General features: G+C 67.3%; 18 protein-coding genes and 1 pseudogene. 11 read left to right on the top strand and 8 right to left on the bottom strand.

The window, feature by feature from the left end:
* Positions 1–10: 10 nt before the first annotated feature.
* From C7T91_RS38335 to C7T91_RS04605, 7 genes are all read left to right on the top strand, one after another.
* A complete protein-coding gene (locus C7T91_RS38335) occupies positions 11–508 on the top strand; it encodes a hypothetical protein (protein WP_330848804.1) in 498 nt (165 codons plus the stop codon).
* Between the two features lie 216 nt (positions 509–724).
* Positions 725–1,795 carry a 2,3-butanediol dehydrogenase gene (locus tag C7T91_RS04630; protein WP_108258177.1) on the top strand — a complete coding sequence of 357 codons (1,071 nt, stop codon included), beginning with the start codon at positions 725–727 and terminating at the stop codon, positions 1,793–1,795.
* 82 nt (positions 1,796–1,877) lie between these two features.
* Positions 1,878–3,686 carry an NAD(P)-binding domain-containing protein gene (locus C7T91_RS04625; protein ID WP_108258176.1) on the top strand — a complete coding sequence of 603 codons (1,809 nt, stop codon included), beginning with the start codon at positions 1,878–1,880 and terminating at the stop codon, positions 3,684–3,686.
* A 311-nt stretch (positions 3,687–3,997) separates the two neighbouring features.
* Positions 3,998–4,915 (top strand): ABC transporter permease, encoded by a 918-nt coding sequence (locus C7T91_RS04620; protein ID WP_108258504.1) that lies wholly within the window; start codon positions 3,998–4,000, stop codon positions 4,913–4,915.
* Positions 4,912–5,817 carry a nickel transporter permease gene (gene nikC / locus C7T91_RS04615; protein ID WP_236637978.1) on the top strand — a complete coding sequence of 302 codons (906 nt, stop codon included), beginning with the start codon at positions 4,912–4,914 and terminating at the stop codon, positions 5,815–5,817. Before C7T91_RS04620 ends, nikC begins: the two co-directional genes overlap by 4 nt.
* 2 nt (positions 5,818–5,819) lie before the next feature.
* Positions 5,820–6,665, top strand: coding sequence for an ABC transporter ATP-binding protein (locus C7T91_RS04610; RefSeq protein WP_108258174.1), 846 nt, complete (start codon positions 5,820–5,822; stop codon positions 6,663–6,665).
* On the top strand, positions 6,662–7,420 hold the full coding sequence (locus tag C7T91_RS04605; RefSeq protein WP_108258173.1) for an ABC transporter ATP-binding protein: 759 nt from the start codon (positions 6,662–6,664) through the stop codon (positions 7,418–7,420). The genes C7T91_RS04610 and C7T91_RS04605 overlap by 4 nt, the downstream gene beginning before the upstream one ends.
* Here the strand turns inward: C7T91_RS04605 and C7T91_RS04600 are convergent.
* The 4 genes from C7T91_RS04600 to C7T91_RS04585 all read right to left on the bottom strand — a co-directional run bounded on the left by C7T91_RS04600 (position 7,402) and on the right by C7T91_RS04585 (position 10,764).
* Positions 7,402–7,614 carry a hypothetical protein gene (locus tag C7T91_RS04600; protein WP_108258172.1) on the bottom strand — a complete coding sequence of 71 codons (213 nt, stop codon included), beginning with the start codon at positions 7,612–7,614 and terminating at the stop codon, positions 7,402–7,404. The genes C7T91_RS04605 and C7T91_RS04600 overlap by 19 nt on opposite strands.
* Positions 7,615–7,641: 27 nt before the next feature.
* Positions 7,642–7,878 carry a GFA family protein gene (locus C7T91_RS04595; protein WP_161555742.1) on the bottom strand — a complete coding sequence of 79 codons (237 nt, stop codon included), beginning with the start codon at positions 7,876–7,878 and terminating at the stop codon, positions 7,642–7,644.
* Between the two features lie 121 nt (positions 7,879–7,999).
* Positions 8,000–9,586, bottom strand: a complete 1,587-nt coding sequence (locus C7T91_RS04590; protein ID WP_108258170.1) for an ABC transporter substrate-binding protein — start codon at positions 9,584–9,586, stop codon at positions 8,000–8,002.
* Between the two features lie 29 nt (positions 9,587–9,615).
* The gene (locus tag C7T91_RS04585; RefSeq protein WP_108258169.1) at positions 9,616–10,764 is read right to left on the bottom strand and encodes a mandelate racemase family protein; all 1,149 of its coding nucleotides are present in this window, start codon (positions 10,762–10,764) and stop codon (positions 9,616–9,618) included.
* 211 nt (positions 10,765–10,975) lie between these two features.
* Here C7T91_RS04585 and C7T91_RS04580 point away from each other — a divergent pair.
* Positions 10,976–11,434 (top strand): annotated as a pseudogene (locus C7T91_RS04580) (FadR/GntR family transcriptional regulator); the annotation flags it as partial.
* 137 nt (positions 11,435–11,571) lie between these two features.
* On the opposite strand, the gene C7T91_RS04575 reads toward C7T91_RS04580, so the two are convergent.
* Complete coding sequence (locus tag C7T91_RS04575; RefSeq protein ID WP_236637977.1) at positions 11,572–12,819, bottom strand: HAD-IIA family hydrolase; 1,248 nt, start codon at positions 12,817–12,819, stop codon at positions 11,572–11,574.
* Positions 12,816–13,673, bottom strand: a complete 858-nt coding sequence (locus tag C7T91_RS04570; RefSeq protein ID WP_108258168.1) for a putative selenate ABC transporter substrate-binding protein — start codon at positions 13,671–13,673, stop codon at positions 12,816–12,818. Before C7T91_RS04570 ends, C7T91_RS04575 begins: the two co-directional genes overlap by 4 nt.
* 579 nt (positions 13,674–14,252) lie before the next feature.
* Here C7T91_RS04570 and C7T91_RS04565 point away from each other — a divergent pair.
* The 3 genes from C7T91_RS04565 (at position 14,253) to C7T91_RS04555 (ending at position 16,789) form a co-directional block, all read left to right on the top strand.
* Positions 14,253–14,855: a glutathione S-transferase family protein gene (locus C7T91_RS04565; RefSeq protein WP_330848803.1), complete on the top strand. Its 603-nt coding sequence runs from the start codon at positions 14,253–14,255 to the stop codon at positions 14,853–14,855.
* A gap of 663 nt (positions 14,856–15,518) precedes the next feature.
* Complete coding sequence (locus C7T91_RS04560; RefSeq protein WP_108258167.1) at positions 15,519–16,079, top strand: hypothetical protein; 561 nt, start codon at positions 15,519–15,521, stop codon at positions 16,077–16,079.
* 56 nt (positions 16,080–16,135) lie between these two features.
* On the top strand, positions 16,136–16,789 hold the full coding sequence (locus C7T91_RS04555) for a peroxiredoxin (RefSeq protein ID WP_108258166.1): 654 nt from the start codon (positions 16,136–16,138) through the stop codon (positions 16,787–16,789).
* A 659-nt stretch (positions 16,790–17,448) separates the two neighbouring features.
* On the opposite strand, the gene C7T91_RS04550 is transcribed toward C7T91_RS04555, so the two are convergent.
* Positions 17,449–18,483, bottom strand: a complete 1,035-nt coding sequence (locus tag C7T91_RS04550; protein WP_236637976.1) for a sodium:calcium antiporter — start codon at positions 18,481–18,483, stop codon at positions 17,449–17,451.
* A 119-nt stretch (positions 18,484–18,602) separates the two neighbouring features.
* A complete protein-coding gene (gene rpsO / locus C7T91_RS04545; protein ID WP_108258165.1) occupies positions 18,603–18,872 on the bottom strand; it encodes a 30S ribosomal protein S15 in 270 nt (89 codons plus the stop codon).
* Between the last annotated feature and the right edge of the window lie 92 nt (positions 18,873–18,964).

The raw sequence follows: 18,964 nt of genomic DNA, 5'->3' as shown, positions 1-18,964 counted from the left end.
AGAGCCCGCCATGGGTGACGTCGAAATGGTCGCTCTGGTGGATGATCAGCGGCTCGCCCGCCTCGATGCAGGCGCCGACCGCGCAGGTCCCGGCCCGCGCCTCGGACCATTCCGCGCCGAGGAACAGCCCGGTGCGGCGCAGATCCTCCTTGTGCTTCTGCTGGCCGAGATACTCGACCGTCACGCCCTGCGCGTCCGACAGGAGCAGCACATAGCTCTGCCCGGCGACCAGCTTGTAGAGATTGTCGATGCCCGAGCGCGCGATGCCGATCAGCTCCTCGGAGCGTTGGCGGTGCAGGCGCAGCTCGGACTCCGGCAGGATATAGGCCTCGCGCCGGTCGGTCGGGTCGAGCCCGTGGGTTTCGAGGCAGCGCAGCCAGCTCTGCAGCACCTTCGGATCGCGCGGGCTGGCGCCGCGGCCGCGGGAAATCGCCTCGATCTCGCGGATATGGTCGATATCGCGCTGCATTCCGCCTCCCATCGTCCTGCAAGCATCCGCAAAGACTAGCTTAACCAGAGGTTGCTGGGGAACCGGGCAGTCTGCGTGGTGCAGCAATTGCCGCCGCAGCGCAGCGAACCTGTTGCAGCGCAATGCAACACTGTGCACCGCAGTGCAACAGGGCGTTGCCTCAAGTAATTGATTCAATTGATCGCGCATTTGCGCGCTTCTGGATCCTTGCCTGCCGCGCCACGCTGGTGCGGCAAGAACAAGGAGAAGATCCCAATGAAAGCCCTGCGTTTTCACGCCGCCAAGGACCTGCGGGTCGAGGATATCGACGCCGTTCCGGTGCCGGGTCCCGGCCAGGTCGCGATCAAGAACCGCTTCGTCGGCATCTGCGGCACGGATCTGCATGAATATGCCTATGGCCCGATCTTCGTGCCGACCGAGCCGCATCCCTTCACCGGCGCCTCGGGCGCGCAGGTGCTGGGCCATGAATTCGGCGGCACCGTCACCGCGGTCGGCGCCGGCGTCACCCATGTGCAGGTCGGCGACCGGGTCTCGGTCCAGCCGCTGATCATGCCGCGCTCGGGCGACTATTATGCCGATCGCGGCCTGTTCCACCTCAGCGAGGAGCTGGCGCTGGCGGGCCTGAGCTGGATCTCGGGCGGCATGGCCGAAGAGGCGCTGCTGAACGACTACAACGTCGTGAAGATCCCGGACGGGATGTCCGACGAAGAGGCCGCGCTGGTCGAGCCGACCGCCGTGGCGGTCTATGCCTGCGACCGCGGCGGCGTCGCGGCCGGCCAGTCGGTGCTGGTCACCGGCGCGGGCCCGATCGGCATCCTGACGCTGCTGGCAGCCAAGGCCTTCGGCGCGACCAAGCTCTTCGTGTCGGACCTGAACGACACCCGGCTGGAGCTGGCCAGGCAGATCATCCCCGAGCTGGTCACGCTGAACCCCAAGCGCGACGATATCGGCGCGGCGATCCGCGCGGCCACCGAGGGCGGCGCCGGCTGCGACGTGGCGCTGGAATGCGTCGGCAACGAGAAGGCGCTGCAATCCTGCCTCGACGCGGTGCGCAAGCAGGGCGTGATCGTGCAGGTCGGGCTGCATCCGGGCAATTCCGGGCTGAACTGGCACAACGTGACCTTCAAGGATGTCGATGTGCGCGGCTCCTGGGCCTACCCGACCCATATCTGGCCGCGGGTGATCGACCTGATCGCCACCGGCAAGATCCCGTCGCTGTCTGTCGTCACCAAGAAGATCACCCTGGACGAGGCGGTGACCGAGGGCTTCGACGCCCTGCTCGACCCGGCCGGCACGCAGCTGAAGATCCTGATCGATCTGAGCTGACCTGACGCGGCGCGGCACGGAGGGACCGGGGAGGGTCCGCCGTGCCGCGCCCCCCGAACACCGTCAAATGGGAGGAGACCCAATGCTTGACACCACACCCCGCGGCGCGCTCGAGGCGCTGGTTGCCGATCTCGAACGCGCGCTCGTGGCACAGGACCCCGATGCCGTCGCGGAGTGCTTCCTCGAGACCGGTTTCTGGCGCGACCTGGCCGCCTTCACCTGGAACCTGAAGACCTGCGAGGGCAAGGATCAGATCCGGGCCATGTCCGCCGCGCAGCTGCCGCAGATCGCACCGAAATCGCTGGCGCTCGATCCGTCGGAAGAGGTCGGCGAAGCGGACGGCGTGACCGAAGGCTGGCTGGTTCTGGAGACCGAGGCCGGGCGCGGCGTCGGCTACGTCCGGATGAAGGACGGCAAGGTCTGGACGCTCCTGACCACGCTGCACGAGCTGAAGGGCCATGAGGAGCCGCGCCAGTTCCGCCGCCCGATGGGCGCCGAGCACGGCCATGATCCGAACCGCAGGACCTGGAAGGAGAAACGCGAGGACGAGGCGCGGCGGCTCGGCTACGAGGACCAGCCCTATGTGCTGGTGATCGGCGGCGGCCAGGGCGGCATCGCGCTCGGCGCGCGCCTGCGGCAGCTCGACGTGCCGACCATCGTCATCGACAAGCACCCTCGCCCGGGCGACCAGTGGCGCAACCGCTACAAGTCGCTCTGCCTGCATGACCCGGTCTGGTACGACCACCTGCCCTACCTGCCCTTCCCGGACAACTGGCCGGTCTTCGCGCCGAAGGACAAGATCGGCGACTGGCTGGAGATGTACACCAAGGTCATGGAGCTGAACTACTGGTCCTCGACCGTCGCCAAATCCGCAAGCTACGACGAGGCCAAGGGCGAATGGACCGTGGTGGTCGAACGCGACGGCCAGGAGGTCGTGCTGCGTCCGAAGCAGCTGGTCATGGCGACCGGCATGTCCGGAAAGGCCAACATCCCGGTCTTCCCCGGACAGGACGTGTTCAAGGGCGAACAGCAGCATTCCAGCCAGCATCCCGGCCCCGACGCGTACCGCGGCAAGAAGGTCGTGGTGATCGGCTCGAACAACTCGGCGCATGACATCTGCGCCGCGCTCTGGGAAAACGGCGCCGACGTGACGATGGTGCAGCGCAGCTCGACCCATATCGTCAAGTCCGACAGCCTGATGGAGGTCTGCCTCGGCGGGCTCTATTCCGAACAGGCGGTGGCCAACGGCATCACCCATGACAAGGCGGACATGATCTTCGCCTCGATCCCCTACAAGATCATGCACACGTTCCACGTGCCCCAATATGACGAGATCAAGGAGCGGGACAAAGACTTCTATGCCGCGCTGGAGAAGGCCGGGTTCCTTCTGGATTTCGGCGATGACGAAAGCGGGCTCTTCATGAAGTACCTGCGCCGCGGCTCGGGCTACTATATCGACGTGGGCGCCTGCGACCTGGTGATCGACGGCTCGATCAAGCTGAAATCCGGGGCAGGTGCTGCGGTCGATTGCCTGACCGAGACCGGGGTGAAGTTCGCCGACGGCACCGAGCTTCCGGCCGATCTGGTGGTCTATGCCACCGGCTACGGCTCGATGAACGGCTGGGCGGCGGACCTGATCAGCCAGGAGGTCGCGGACAAGGTCGGCAAATGCTGGGGCTTGGGCTCCGACACCACCAAGGACCCGGGTCCCTGGGAAGGCGAACAACGCAACATGTGGAAGCCGACCATGCAGGAGGGCCTGTGGTTCCATGGCGGCAACCTGCACCAGTCGCGCCACTATTCCCGCTACCTCTCGCTGCAGCTCAAGGCGCGCCATGCCGGGATCGACACCCCGGTCTGGGGGCTCGAGGCCCCGCACCACCTGAGCTGACGGTTCCGCCCTCCTCCGGCGGTGAGCCGCCGCGCCCCTGCTCCCGGGCGCGGCGGCTTTTGCGTTCCGGCAGGCCGCGCTACCTGCCGGACGGATCCGAATCCGTCTTGATCCTGTTATCACTTTCTGTATGCTACTTGTCATACAACTTGTGACGATCCCGCCGGAGGGGGCGGGCGTCCCGCAGCAATCAAGGGAGGAGAGGCGTCTTGCGCAATCCCAGATGGCTTTCCGCCGCCCTGAACCAGGCGGCGACGATCGGCGTGACCCTTCTGGGGCTGCTGATCCTGACATTCGTGATCGGACGGATCATGCCGGTGGACCCGGTCCGCGCCATCGTCGGCGAGGAGGCCACCCGCGAGGTCTACATGAACGTCTACCAGCAGCTCGGCCTCGACAAGCCGATGTGGCAGCAGTTCCTGTTCTACCTGCGCGACGTGGCGACGCTGGATTTCGGCACCTCGCTGAGGACCGGCCAGCCGGTTCTGGACGACATCCTGCATGTCCTGCCCGCCACCATCGAGCTGGCGACCTTCGCCATCGTCATCGGCGCGGGCATCGGCATTCCGCTGGGCGTGCTGGCGGCGGTGAACAAGGACCGCTGGCAGGACCACGCGATCCGGGTCTTCAGCCTGATGGGCCATTCGATGCCGATCTTCTGGACCGGGATGATCGGCCTCCTGGTCTTCTACGCCGCGCTCGGCTGGGTCGGCGGCGCAGGCCGGATGAGCCAGTTCTATATCGGCCTCGTCCCCGACCGCACCGGCTTCCTGCTGATCGACAGCGCGCTGGCCGGCGAATGGGAGGTGTTCCGCAGCGCGGTCAACCACCTGATCCTGCCCGCGGCACTGCTCGGCTATTCCTCCTCGGCCTACATCACCCGGATGACGCGCAGCTTCATGCTGGACCAGATCAACCAGGAATACGTGACCACCGCCCGGGTTAAGGGCCTCAGCGAGCGCAAGACGATCTGGAGCCATGCCTTCGGCAACATCAAGGTGCAGCTCGTGACCATCGTGGCGCTGGCCTATGGCGCGCTCCTCGAAGGCGCGGTGCTGATCGAGACGGTCTTCGCCTGGCCGGGCTTCGGCCAGTACCTGACCTCGACGCTGCGCATGGGCGACATGAACGCGCTGATGACCTGCGTGCTGCTGGTCGGCGTCATCTTCATCGCGCTGAACCTGCTTTCCGACCTGCTCTACCGCGTATTCGACCCGAGGACACGATGACCATGCTTCATTCCGAGACCGGCCGCGCAGGCGCCCGGCTCCGCCTGCCGCAGGGCCTGAGCGCCTTCGGCAACATCCTGAAATTCCTGTGGAAGAGCCCGACCTCGGCCTTCGGCCTGATCGTCCTCGGCTTCCTCATCGCGACCGCGCTGCTGGGTCCGCTGCTGGCGCCATACGATCCCTATGCGCAGGATCTGCAGAACACGCTGCAAGCACCGTCGACGGCGCATTGGTTCGGCACCGACGAGCTCGGCCGCGACATCCTCTCGCGGCTCCTCTTCGGCGCGGCGATCACGCTCAGGATCATCTTCCTCGTGACCATCGTGGTCGGGCCGATCGGCATGGCCGTGGGCACCATCGCGGGCTATTTCGGCGGCCGGGTCGATACCGTGCTGATGCGGATAACCGACATCTTCCTCAGCTTCCCCTCGCTGATCCTGGCGCTGGCCTTCGTCGCGGCGCTGGGGCCGAGCCTCAACAACGCGATCATCGCCATCGCGCTGACCGCCTGGCCGCCGATCGCGCGGCTGGCCCGCGCCGAGACCCTGACCTTCCGCAAGGCCGACTACATCTCGGCGGCGCGGCTGCAGGGCGCGTCCTCGGCGCGGATCATCTGGAAATCCATCGTGCCGATGTGCCTGCCTTCGGTGATGATCCGCCTGACGCTGAACATGGCGACGGTGATCCTGACCGCCGCCGGGCTTGGCTTCCTCGGGCTCGGCGCGCAGCCGCCGATGCCGGAATGGGGCGCGATGATCGCCACCGGCCGGCGCTACATGATCGACAGCTGGTGGCTGGTGACCTTCCCGGGCCTCGCCATCCTGACGGTCTCGCTGGCCTTCAACCTTCTCGGCGACGGGCTGCGCGACGCGCTCGATCCCAAGCAGATGAACCGGAGGTGACCATGGAAACCCCGATCCTCGACGTCCAGGACCTCCGCGTCCATTACCGCGGCGCGCCGCAGCCTGCCGTGCAGGATGTCAGCTTCGCCCTCGGCCGCGAGCGGCTGGGCATCGTCGGCGAAAGCGGCTCCGGCAAGTCGACCGTCGGCCGGGCGCTGCTGAAGCTGCTGCCCACCGCGGAGATCACGGCGACGCGGATGCAGTTCGGCGAGACCGACCTGCAGGCCGCCACGGAAAAGCAGATGCTCGACATCCGCGGCAACCGCATGTCGATGATCCTGCAGGATCCGAAATTCTCGCTGAACCCGATCCGGCGCTGCGGCGAGCAGATCGCCGAGGCGTACCTGACGCATTTCCGCTGCTCGAAGCGGGAAGCAAAGGAGCGCGCGCTGGCGATGCTGGAGGCGGTGCAGATCCGCGACCCGCATCTGGTCTATGACCGCTACCCGCACGAAGTGTCGGGCGGGATGGGCCAGCGGATCATGATCGCGATGATGCTGCTGGCGGAACCGCGGCTGGTGATCGCCGACGAGCCGACCTCGGCGCTCGACGTCACCGTGCGGCTCGAGGTGCTGAAGATCCTCGACGATCTGGTGCGCGAGAAGGGCATCGGCCTGATCATGATCAGCCACGACCTGAACCTGGTGCGCAACTTCTGCGACCGCGTGCTGATCATGTATGCCGGCCGCGTGGTCGAGACGCTGAACGCCGCCGAGCTGGACCGGGCGCAGCATCCCTATACCCGCGGCCTGCTGGCCGCGCAGCCCCGGATCGGCGGCAACCGCCAGCCGCTGCCGGTGCTCGACCGCCGCCCGGAATGGTCGCAACCGATGGAGACGAGCGCATGAAACCGGTCAAGGTCGAAAACCTGTCGATGAGCTTCGGCATGGGCGAGGCGGCGGTGAAGGTGCTGCCCGACGTGTCCTTCGAGGTCGAAGCGGGCGAGTGCTTCGGGCTGGTCGGCGAATCCGGCTCCGGCAAGTCGACCATCCTGCTCTGCGTGGCGATGCTGCTCTCCGCATGGAGCGGCCGCATCTCGATCGGCGGGCAGTCCGTCCGGGACATGTCGGTGATGGAGCGCTGCCGCAACCTGCAGATGGTGTTCCAGGACCCCTACGGTTCGCTGCATCCGCGCCAGTCGGTGCGCACCGCGCTCTCCGAGCCGATCCGCATCCACAAGCTCGGCGACATGGAGGACCGGATGGCGCAGGCGATGACCGATGTCGGCCTGCCGGTGTCGTTCCTCGACCGCTTCCCCCATCAGCTGTCGGGCGGGCAGCGCCAGCGCGTCGCCATCGCCCGGGCGCTGATCCTCGAGCCGCATGTGCTGCTTCTCGACGAGCCGACCTCGGCGCTCGACGTCTCGGTCCAGGCCGAGATCCTCAACCTGCTGCAGCGGCTGCGCGAGGAGAAGGGCTTCACCTATCTGATGGTCAGCCACGACCTGGCGGTGGTGGACCACATGTGCGACCGCTTCGCGGTGATGCAGCGCGGCGAGGTGACCGAAGTTCTGGGCCGCGACGCCATCCTCGGCGGCACCGCCACGCATCCCTATGCAAGGCAGCTGATCGAGGCGTCCCTGGCCTACGAAAACGCCATGTAGCGGCGCCCCGCCTTTCCGGCACGACACTGGCCCGGCCCTGCCCCGCAGGTGCCGGGCCAGTGCTTTTCCGGCAGCCCGTCACCGATGTCGGGGATCCGGCTGGCATAGTGGAAATGGCTCGTCCCCTGCAGCTCTTCGGGCAGCGCGCCAAGGCAGGTTTCGATCAGCCGCTGCGACATGACCCGCCAGTCCATGGCATTGGTGTTCCACAGGAACGTGCGTCACTCCCGGCAGGACACCTTCTTCATGCTCAGCGACGGGTGCTGGAAGCTCAGCAGACGGCCGCCGCCCCGCGTGACCGCCAGCTGCTCCGGGTTCCAGGCCGTCACCGAATGGAACGGCACGCCGAGCAGCACCCGGCAGGCCCGGCAATGGCAATGCCCGCGCACCCGCGGCGCCCCCTCCAGCCGGATCGCCGCCGTCCCGCAGCTGCACTGAAGATCATGGCTCCCGGACATCTCCGTCCTCCCCTGTTTGCCGCCGCATGCCGGCCGGCACGCGATCCGCATGGCCCGCAATGCAAAAGCGCGGCCCCCGCAAGGGGACCGCGCTTTCCGGGGAGGAAGCGGGAAGGAGGACTTACTCGCCCTTGGTGACGCCCTCGAAGCGGGTGGTCCAGGGATCGACCATCAGCCCCTGGACATTGTCCTGGAAGGCCGCCGTCACGACGCGCTCCGAGAAGGGCTGGATCGGGATCACCTTCTCGTCGATCATCTGCTGGATGGTCTCGTACATCTCGGTCTGCTTCGCCTGGTCGGGTTCGACCAGCGCCTCCTCGATCAGGCCGTTCAGCTCGGGGTCGAAGAAGCTCGTGCGCCAGCCCTGGTAGTTGGTCAGCCCGGCTTCCTGGGCGTTGTCGGGGTTGTAGACCAGCGCCCGCAGGTTGCTGTCCGGGTGCGGCTGCTGCCCGCCGCCGCCGCGGCCGACCAGGAGCTCGAACTCCCGGGCGCGCATCGCGCCGTAGATCTGGCCGCCATCGCCGGTGATGATCTCGGCATTGATCCCGGCCTGGGCGAGCGTGCCCTGGATCGCGGTCGCGCTGTCGAGGAACTCCTGGGTGGAGATCACCCGGATCGAGGTGTCGAACCCGTCGGGATAGCCTGCCTCCGCGAGGAGCGCCTTGGCCTTGTCGACATCCAGAGCGTAGCCCGGATCGGACAATGCGCCGAAGGCCTTGGAGTTCACCACGCGCTGACGCTCGACCCCGAAATACGGCATGATCGCCGCGTTGATGCCCTTGTAGTCGATCAGGTAGCGCAGCGCCTCGCGCACTTTCGGATTGGCGTATTTCTCGTCCGCCGCCGAGGCCGCCAGATAGTAGAAGCCCGCGCTGGTCTCGGTCTTCACGGTGATGTCGTCATCGGCCTCAAGCGCCTTCAGGTCGGAGGCCGCCAGAGACAGGCCGACATCGAGATCGCCCTGCTCCAGGCCGAGGCGCTGCGACTGGCTTTCCGGCAGGTGGCGCATCAGCACCCGCTTCATCGCGGGCGCCTCGCCCCAGAATTCGTCATTCCGGGTCATCAGCACGTATTCGTTCGACCGCCACTGCTGCAGCGAGAAGGCGCCAGAACCGGCCGAGTTGTTGGTCAGCCAGCCCTGCCCCATGTCGCCGCCGTCGTCATGCTCCATCACCAGCTTGCTGTCGAGGATCGAGCCGATCCCCGCCTGGGTGAGGTACATGAGGATCATCTTGGGGTCGCCCGGCTCGGGCAGGTTCAGCACGAAGGTCTGCGGGTCCGCGGCCACGAACATCTCGTCCGCGTTCTCCGCCGAATAGCCGCGGCTCTTCAGCCCCGAGGCCTGCGCGAGGTTCAGCGTCAGCGTCCGCTTGAAGCTCCAGGCGACATCCTCCGCCGTGACCGGATTGCCCGAGGCGAATTCCATGTCCGGCCGCAGATGGAAGGTCACCGACATGTTGTCGGGCGCGATCTCCCAAGCCTCGGCCAGGCGCGGCTCGAGGTTGCGGCCCTCGTCGTCGAACTGCAGCAGCGCGTCGTAGACGTTGTTGAGGATCTGCACCGCTTCGCCGCCGGTGATCGCCGCCGGGTCCATGGTCAGGACGTTGTTCATGTTGAAGGCGACGATCAGCTGGTCCTTCGGCGTTTCCGCCGCGGCCGTGCCCGCCACCAGGGCGGCCAGCGCCGCCGATGCCATCAGATGTCTCATTCGGTCCTCCCTGGGATTGCGCGCGCTCCTCAACGCACGCGGTTGTTTTCGATATGGTCGAAATCGATGTCCTCGCCGAGCCCGGGCCGGTCGGGAACATGGACATAGCCGTGCTCGTCCATCGGATCGGAGAGCTGGTGCAGGTAGTCGAAGCCGTCATCGTATTCGAGGAACGGGTGCAGGAGCCCGCGTTCGTACCAGCGGCAGTTCTTCGAGGCCGCCACGACATGCAGGTTCATCGCGGTGTTGCCATGGACCTCGCACTCCATGCCGAAGCTTTCGGCCAGGCGCATGGTCTTGATCGCCGGAGTGATGCCGCCGACATCGTTGACGCCGGTCCGCAGGATGTCGCAGGCGCCGGACTTCACCCATTCGGCACGGCCCCAATGCTTGCCGGCCGCGCTTTCCGGGCCGATCACCGGGATGTCGAGCTGGTCGGCCATCCACTTGTAGGACGACATCGACTGCTCGTCCATCGGCTCCTCGATCCAGTCGAAGCCGAGCTTCTCCAGCCCGCGGCCCAGTTCCAGCGCGTCGATGCGCGAATACCAGTGGAAGGCGTCGATCATCAGGTGGATGTCGGGCCCGACCGCCTCGCGCACCGCAGCGCAGGCCTTGAGGTCCATCTTCACGTCCGGTGCCCAGCTCACGGGCGGCATCCAGGTATGGAGCTTGATCCCCTTGTAGCCGCGCGCGACCAGCTTCTCGGCGAAGCGGCCGTAGTCTTCGGGCGTCGCCAGCCCGCCTTCGATCTCGTCGCCGCACATGATCGAGCCATAGGCCCGCACCTTGTCGCGATAGGCACCGATCAGCTTGTGCACCGGCTGGTCCAGCGTGCGCCCGGCCAAGTCCCAAAGCGCGCAATCCACCACCGCCAGCGTCCGGTCGGTCAACTGCGCCGCCGATCCGCGCTGCCAGTGCGCCAGGTCGTTCCACAGCCGTTCCCGGTCGCGGTGGTCCTGGCCGAGCAGCACCTTCTTGACGAATTTCTCGATGACGTGCGGGCGGACGATTTCCGGCGCAGTGAAGGAATGGCCCTCATGGCCGTCTTCGGTGGTGATCGTCAGGATTGCCTGCTCGACCTGATGCGCCGGACCCGGATGGGCATGGCCCGCCGAATCCGAATGGCGCCGCGTCGTATGGCGGAAGACCCGCACCTTCACGTCGTTGATGATCACCGCGTCTCCTCCGCATTTCCCGGTCGTATCGTCATGTTGTCTGACTGGTTATCCATCTTGTCTATTTCTGTCAATATCAGTCATACATGTTCGCAGGAATTCCCGGGCGCACCCCCGCTTTTCCGCCATGTGGAATGGTCGGCCGAACCGGGTTATATGAGAATATGCGCAAGATTCCGGACAGGTTGCGCGAAGAGGAAGGACAAGACCGATGCCTACCAGACAGATTTCCCCGCTCGTGTCGCGGATCATCACCGATCTGAAGGAAAGAGTGCTGTCCGGCCAATATGTTGCAGGCGCCAGACTGCCCAGCGAATCCGCGCTGACCCGGGAATATTCCGTCAGCCGCACCGTTGTGCGCGAAGCGGTTGCCGTGCTCCGGGCAGAGGGCCTCGTCGAAGCGCGCAAGGGATCAGGCGTCTTCGTCCTCGACCGGTCAGACCAGGAGAAACAGCCGTTCTCCGATCTCGACATCACCCGCGTCTCCAGCGCGATCGAACTTCTGGAACTGCGCAGCGCGGTCGAAATCCGGTCCGCAGGGCTTGCCGCCGCACGACGCTCGGCCAAGCAGCTGGAAAAGCTCATAGACATCCACCGCAGGCTGGTGAACCTGGTCTCGCTCGGCGAACCGACCCGGGACCTCGATTTCGAGTTCCATTTCGCGATCGCCGAAGCCACGCAGAATCAGCGCTTTGCCGAATTCCTCTCGGTCATCCGCCAGGGAATCGTTCCGCGGACCCTGCTCGTCCCCGGCCTGCCCGCGATGCCGCGCCGCGAGGCAGCGGCCGGAGCCGCAGAGGCACCGGCTCAGATTGACGGCATCACGAAATCCGGCCGCAGCCCCGCCTGCGCGAAGGATTGCGCGCAGCCGAGCGCCTTCATCGCGCCATGGCCGGTCACCAGAGCGGTGCGGAAGCCCCTCGCCTGCGCGCCGAGGATGTCGGTATGCAGCGTGTCCCCGACCATCAGCACCCGCCCGGGCGGGAGGGCAGGGCCGTTCCGGGCGCGCGCCAGATCGAAGATCTCCGGGAACGGCTTGCCGCAGAAGACCGGGGCAATGCCGGTTGCATCCGCAAGCCGGTGCGCCCAGTAGCCCGGCTCGAGCGACAGCCCGTTCTCGCGGGGGGCGACCAGATCGGGATTGCCGCAGAAGACCGGCCGCGGCTGGGCGGCAAGCGCGGCTTCCAGCAGCTTCTGGCGCGCTTCGGTCCAGTCCGAGGCGCCGATCAGCAGGAATCCCTCGGCCTCGGCATAGGTCCGCGGATCGTCGCCGAGGAAGCTGACCTTCAGATCGCCCAGATCCTCGGTGCCGTGCCCGGTGCCGAGCATGATGCCCCAGTGCCGCGGATCGCCGCGCAGCCGTTCCAGAAGCGCCTCGCGGCTGGAGGTGACCTCGCTTTCCGAGAAATCGAAGCCCAGCCGCTGCCAGCGGGCCATCATGTGGCGTTTCGGATAGCCCGCGGAATTCGAAACCACCGCTACCCGCTTTCCCGCGGCCCGCAGTGCGGCGACGCGCTCGGCCGCGCCGGGGATCGGCGTCTCGCCGACATTCAGCACGCCGTAGGCATCGAGCAGCACCAGATCGGCCTCCCGGGCGGCCTCCGAAAGATTGCCGGTGCCGCGCGCGGCCCCGCCCGCGCTGGCCGGCAGCGCGACGCGCTGCTTCTGGCCGCCGGACAGCGTCTCGACCCGCTGCCGTGCCTGCGCCTCCAATTCCAGCGCCGAGAGCACTTGGGCGACCCCGGCGCGGTCCTCCGCGCACGGACGGACCAGCGTGCGGAAATTGCGCAGCGCCCCGTGGTCGTCGAGCCGCCCCATCAGCGCGTTCTTCTCCGCCGAAAGCTGCGGCACCAGGCCGTGTTCCTGCGGCACCAGCGCGACGCGCGTCTCCGCCCGCAGCCGGTCATGCACGGCGGCCAGCAATGTCGATTTCCCCGCCCCGGACCGGCCGAGCAGCACCACGCGCTCTCCGGGGGCCAGCGTCAGGCTGACCCCCGAAAGCACCGCGCGGCCGCCATGGCCCAGCGTTTCGTCCTGGAGGCGGAGAAGCGTCATTCGATCAGGTCGAGCGCCTTGGCCGTTGCCTCGATCGGCGCGTAATCGCCGTTCGCCGCCGGGATGAAGCCCCCGCGCGGGAAGCTGGCCAGCAGGTCCGGATCGTCCATCGCGATCAGCGCGGCCTGCACCTTGTCGGCAAAGCCCTCGCCGAAGCGCGCATCGACATCGCCGCGGATCGTCCAGTTGTAGTCCGGATAGGGCGGGGTCTGCCAGATCACCTTGGCGGTCTCCGTCTCGGGCGCGCCTTCGGCGGCGGCCTTGTCATAGACGGCATAGTTCAGCGCGCCCACGTCCCAGGCGCCCGAGGCGACGAGGCGCAGCGTCTGCGAGTGGTCGCCCGAGAAGCCGACGCGCGAGAAGAACTCTTCCGGCGCCTCGCCGGTCTCCTCGCGGATCCAGTAATCGGGCATCAGCCGCCCCGAGGTCGAGGTCTGCGCGCCGAAGGTGAAGCTGAGCCCCTGCGCAGCCTCGGGGAAGGCGTCGGACGCTTCCAGCCCGGTGTCGGTGTTGGCGATGAAATAGGTGATGAAGGTCGGGTCCTCGACGCCCTGCGCGATGGCGCGCGCGCCGGGGGTCATCAGCCGCGCCTGCACGCCGGTCAGCCCGCCGAACCAGGCCAGCTGGATCTGGTCGTTGCGGAAGGCGGTGACCGAGGCGGCATAGGATTTCACCGGCACGAACTGCACGTCGACGCCCAGCGTCTCCCCGAGATACGCGGCGACCTTGGAGAAGCGCTCGACCAGCGCGGTCTCGTCCTCGTCGGGGATGGCCGAGAAATACAGCGTGTCGGCACTGGCGGCGGCGGAGGACATCAGCAGCGCCAGGACGGGCAGCAGGCGGGTAGGGGTCATCGGAGATCTCCGGTGGAACTGGGGACTCGGCCTTCGGCCGCTCCGGGCCTTCTACGTCCATCGGGGCGCTCCGCACAACCCGCCGGGCCGGCGGAATTGACGCCGCGGCGCGCAGGGCGCAGGCTGCGGGCAAGGCAGGAGGGCAGGGCGATGGACAGGCAGGCGGCACTGGCAGCGGCGGCGGAGGCGCGGCAGCCCGGTCCGGCGCCGACAGGTCACCGGAAGGCATCGCACCGGCCTGCCGCTCTCCCCTGACGCCCTCGCCCCCGCCCGCCAGCCCATGCCAGCCGGGCGCGATGGCACTTCCTGACCCGGATGGTTCAGGCCGGGCTTCGGCAGGCAGTCCGGGCGCAATGAGGCGCGGCGACCGGGGAAACCGGCTGTCGTCCTCTGTCCGAACCTCCCCGCCCTGTGCGGATTTCCGCGGCAGTGTCCCTGTCGCGAACGCTGCCGGAACCGGCATCGACGCCCCGTCCTTCAGAAAACCGTCGCATCCATCCGGCAGGTCGTTCCATATCGAGATCGGGCGGACGTGAGCCTCCGCGCCGACAAATGACCGAAACAGATCGAGGAATTCCAGTGGTGCAGGTTTTTCATTCCGCAACGTCTCCCTTTGTCCGCAAGGTTCTGGTGCTTGCCGCGGAAACCGGACAATCGGTCGAGACGCTTGCCTCCGCCGCAAACCCGGTGAACCGGGACCCGGGCGTCGTGGCGCAGAACCCTACCGGCAAGGTGCCGACCGCTCTGCTGCCCGATGGCAGCGCGCTCCATGACAGCCGGGTGATTTGCCGCTGGCTCGACACAAGGCATGACGGCCCGAAAATGTATCCCGACGGAGAGGCCGTCTGGGACGTGCTGCGCCGCGAAGCCCTGGCCGACGGGCTGCTCGATGCCGCGGTGCTGGCCCGCTACGAGACCATGCTGCGCCCGAAGGAAAAGCAGTGGGAGGAGTGGCTCATCGGCCAGATGGACAAGATCGGCAGCTCGCTCGACGTGATGGAGCGGGATGTCGCGGGCTACGCGTCGATCGATGCCGGGTGGATCGCCTTCGGCTGCGCCCTCGGCTATCTCGATTTCCGGTTCGCCGGACTCGGCTGGCGCGACGGCCATCCGGCGCTCGCGGCTTGGCATGCAGAAATCGCGTCGCGCAAATCCTTCAAGGCCACGGAACCGCCATGCTGAGCCGGCTGCAAGCGCCGGGATGGCGGGCGGCCAGACCGGCTCCGCAACCGGCATTGCGCGGCGCAGATCCGCCGGAAGCGGCCGCCGCGCGGTTTGCCGCAGCATGGTCTGCGGCGACCTGTCTCCTGACCTGGCGGATTTGCGGTACAATAACAGCTGCATCGAGATGATTTTATCGAAGACAGTGCAGTGCAGACATGAGCCATTACCAGCAGATCCGCAAAATTGACTGCTCAGGTCCGGACTTGCATCGCAGCGGCCTGTTTTCGGGTCCCGGGCAGCTCGTGCCGCATCAGGCGGGCACCGTGCAAATCGATGTCGGCAGCTGCGATCTGGGGGCGCTGCGCGTCGGCCGGGTGCGCTCTTCCGGGCACGACACCGCCGTCACCGATCCTTCGGGGGTCACGCTGCTGGTGCCGCTCTCGGGCAAGGTGACCGTCGCCGCCGGGGACGGCACCGAGCGCAGCGCGGGGGCAGGCCAGCTGCTCTTCGTGTCGCAGCCCCGGCGGCAGACCCGGGTCGAGCCTTCCGGGGGAGGGGACTGCTGCCGGACATTCCGCCGCCGGGCAGGCCCATGCGGGCGGGGCGGACGGCACCGCGGCCGATGCGGACCCGGCCCCGCCCCTGCTCCAGGGGCAGGTCGCCGATGCCAAGACGGTCGGCGTGCCGGAATACTGGCAGGAGCAGGACCTGAAGAGCGCGCTGAGCAAGGCCTCCTTCGTCGCCACGGTGCTGCGCGGCAAGCTGTCCTGCTATTTCGGCGACCAGCAGTTCGAGGAGAACTTCAAGGTGTCGATCCAGAGCGTCGATGCCCAGAAGATCAATATCCGCCAGTGGTGCTATCTCTATGGCCGCTGGTACCTGCCGGCGCTCTACGGGCTGCTCGGGGCGCTGGTCTTCACCATGCGCCTCTATCTCAACCCGTCGCTGCCCGATCCGGATTTCCAGGCGACCCTGATCCGCGCAACGATGGGCAGCCTCGCCGGGGTGGTAATCGGCTTCTTCCTTGCGCCGGACAGCACGCTCGACATCACCGGCATGGAGGAATTCTCTGGCGCGACCGGGATCAGCATCACCCTCCTGACGGTGGCCTTCCTCTGCGGCTTCGCCATCGACGTGTTCTTCGCGCTGTTCGACCGCATCGTGTCGATGGCCCAGCGATGGATCGCCGGCTGGGAGAGGCCCGCCGGCGCGGCCAAGAGCCGGGACGATCTGGCCGCTTGAGTCCGCAGGGACCCCGCGCCACATAGGACGGGAACCGTCAAGACAGGAGGCGAGACATGGCTCTGCGCATCAACGACACCGTTCCCGATTTCACCGCCCAGACCAGCCAGGGCGAGATCACCTTCCATGACTGGATCGGCGACAGCTGGGCAATCCTGTTCAGCCACCCCAAGGACTTCACCCCGGTCTGCACCACCGAATTCGGCGCCGTGGCGCAGCTAGCGGCGGAATGGGAAAAGCGCGGAACCAAGGTGATCGGCGTCTCGGTCGACGGCGTCGACGAGCACCTGAAATGGATCGGCGACATCGAGAAGGTCGCGGGCTGCCGCGTGCCCTTCCCGATCATCGCCGACGAGGGGCTGGCCGTGTCGAAGGCCTTCGACATGCTGCCGGGCGACGCCTACCTGCCGGACGGCCGCACGCCCGCCGACACCGCCACGGTGCGCTCGGTCTACATCATCAGCCCGGACAAGAAGCTCCAGCTGTCGATGACCTATCCGATGTCGGTCGGCCGCAACTTCGCCGAGGTGCTGCGCGCGCTCGATGCGCTGCAGGCGACCTATGGCAACCCGATCGCCACCCCGGCCAACTGGACCACCGGCGAGGACGTCATCGTCGCGCTGAGCCTCGACGATGACGCGGCCAAGGCGAAATTCGGCGAGCTCGACATCGTGCTGCCCTATCTGCGCAAGGCCAAGCGCCCGGCCTGATCCGCTGTCTTCCGGGGCGGGCCGCCTGGCCCGTCCTGCCGGTGCCCTGCGAGATTTTGAACCGGGGCCCCCTGCCGTCCGGCCGATCGGCCTTGGCGGATGCACCCCGGTCGCAAGAGGGCAACCAAATCGGCTGTCGCGACGGCTTCTGCGTCGCCGGCAGCATCATCGGCCAATCCGGCCGGCCGAACGCCAATCCGGCCGTCCATTTCCCGATGAACGGCGCGGTCAGGACCTTCGGGCACATCACGCAGGACCGCGCGGTCCCCGAAAATGCCGGGCGCGAAACGGTGCAGACGGACCCCGGATACGTGCAGGGGAAGTTTCCGGAAACGGTCTCCCATCGCTCTGGGAGATGGGGGCACCGGCTATCACCGGAGCCGGAATCCCATGGTCCCCGGGGCCAATTTCGCTGCGAACGATCCGGCGATCCTCTGCAGGACGATTGCGGCCCATGCCGGGGAGAAGACGTTCGGCCAGCTGGGCTGGGCGTGGTCGAACAGCAGGTGGCCGCGAATGCTCCCCATGCAGGCGGCGCCGGCCGGGCGTCACCCAGCCGATGGCGGCATTCGGGGCGGGGACAAAGGCCAACGGACCAAAGCTACCGCCCGGGCGGGAACCGCTTCCGGCCCGGCCGGGCCTGTCACGCGGATTGAAACTCAGGCGAATGCGGCAAGCCCGACCGCCCCGGCATAGAGGCCCAGCATCGCGACGCTTTCCAGGCCGATGCCCGCGGGCCCGTCCTTCTGGCGGTAGAGCTGGCCCAGAAGCAGGATGCAGGTCATCGCCATGCCGGTGCCCAGCCAGAACAGGTCGTCCTGCCCGATCGCGTGATAGAGCGAGCCGTCGCGGTAGCCGATATCCGACAGCGTCAGGAACAGCGTGTCGAAGGTGTTGCCGCCGATGATTCCGCCGAGCGCCAGCTGCAGCGCGCCGCGGCGCACGGCGGCGAGCGTCGTCACCAGCTCGGGCAGCGAGGTGATCACGGCAGTCAGCAGCGCGCCGACCAGCGAGGCCGAGATGCCGGTGCGGTCGGCGAGCTCGCCCGCAAGCTGCGAGATCGCGTAGCCCGCCAGCCCCATCACCGCCATCAGCAGGCCGAAGACCGCGAAGAGCCGCCAGGTCGGGGTATCGTCCTTGCCATCCTCCTCGTCGACATCCTCGCGGGTCTCGCGGGTCTTCACCGGCTGCCACATCGGCGCCTGGCGGCTGCGATGCGTGCCGATCAGCCCCAGCGCATAGAGCAGCGGCAGCACCATCGATACCGGATGGACCGCGAAAACCGTCATGTCCGGCCCGCCATAGGCCAGCACCGGCAGCGCGAGGAGGAGCAGCAGCAGCGCGCTCTGGAACAGGTTGGTCAGCTCGGCGGCGGCGTGTTCGAGATTGGCCTTGCGCCACAGCAGATCGGCGAGCGCGAGGAACGCGGTCTGGGCGGCGATGCCGCCGACCGAGTTGGAGAAGGCCAGCGAGGCGCGACCGTCCATCGCCGCCGAGAGCGAGACCACCACGCCGGAAAGCGAGGTCGCTGCCCCCAGGAGCGCGCCGCCGACCAGCGCTTCGCCCAGTCCGGTGCGGTCGGCGATGCGGTCGGCCAAGTCGGTCATCCGCAGGCCTCCGCCCAGGATCACGGCCGCCGCCGCCGCGAGTCCGAGGATCAGGGCGGCGAAGGGGGCTTGGGCGAGGTCGGGCAAGGGGCGGTCTCCTGTCACTGCGGTCCCGTATCAACGGGAGGCAACCGGCAGGGTTCCGCGCAAACGAAAACACCCGCCGGAACCGGCGGGCGTTCTGAAGACAATCGCGGCTGGCGCGATTAGCGGCGCAGGCCCAGGCGCTGGATCAGCGACTTGTAGCGTGCCGGGTCTTTCGCGTTGACGTAGTCCAGCAGCTTGCGGCGCTGTGCAACGAGCTTCAGCAGGCCGCGGCGCGAGTGGTTGTCCTTCGCGTGGGTCTTGAAGTGCTCGGTCAGGGTCGCGATGCGCGAGCTCAGGATGGCAACCTGCACCTCGGGGGAGCCGGTGTCGCCTTCTTTGGTCGCGTATTCCTTGATGAGGCGGTCTTTTTCCTCGGGCGTGATCGACATCGGGTGTCTCCTTCGTGTCTGGAGTGAACGGCACGAGCCGGGATGTCGTCCAGCAAGGCCTTTGAGAGAGGCGCCCTTACGCCATATCGGGG

The sequence above is a fragment of the Mangrovicoccus ximenensis genome (assembly GCF_003056725.1).
GTDB lineage: Bacteria > Pseudomonadota > Alphaproteobacteria > Rhodobacterales > Rhodobacteraceae > Mangrovicoccus > Mangrovicoccus ximenensis.
The sequence above is the reverse complement of the archived record's forward strand: the minus strand, read 5'-3'. Positions and strand labels throughout refer to the sequence as shown.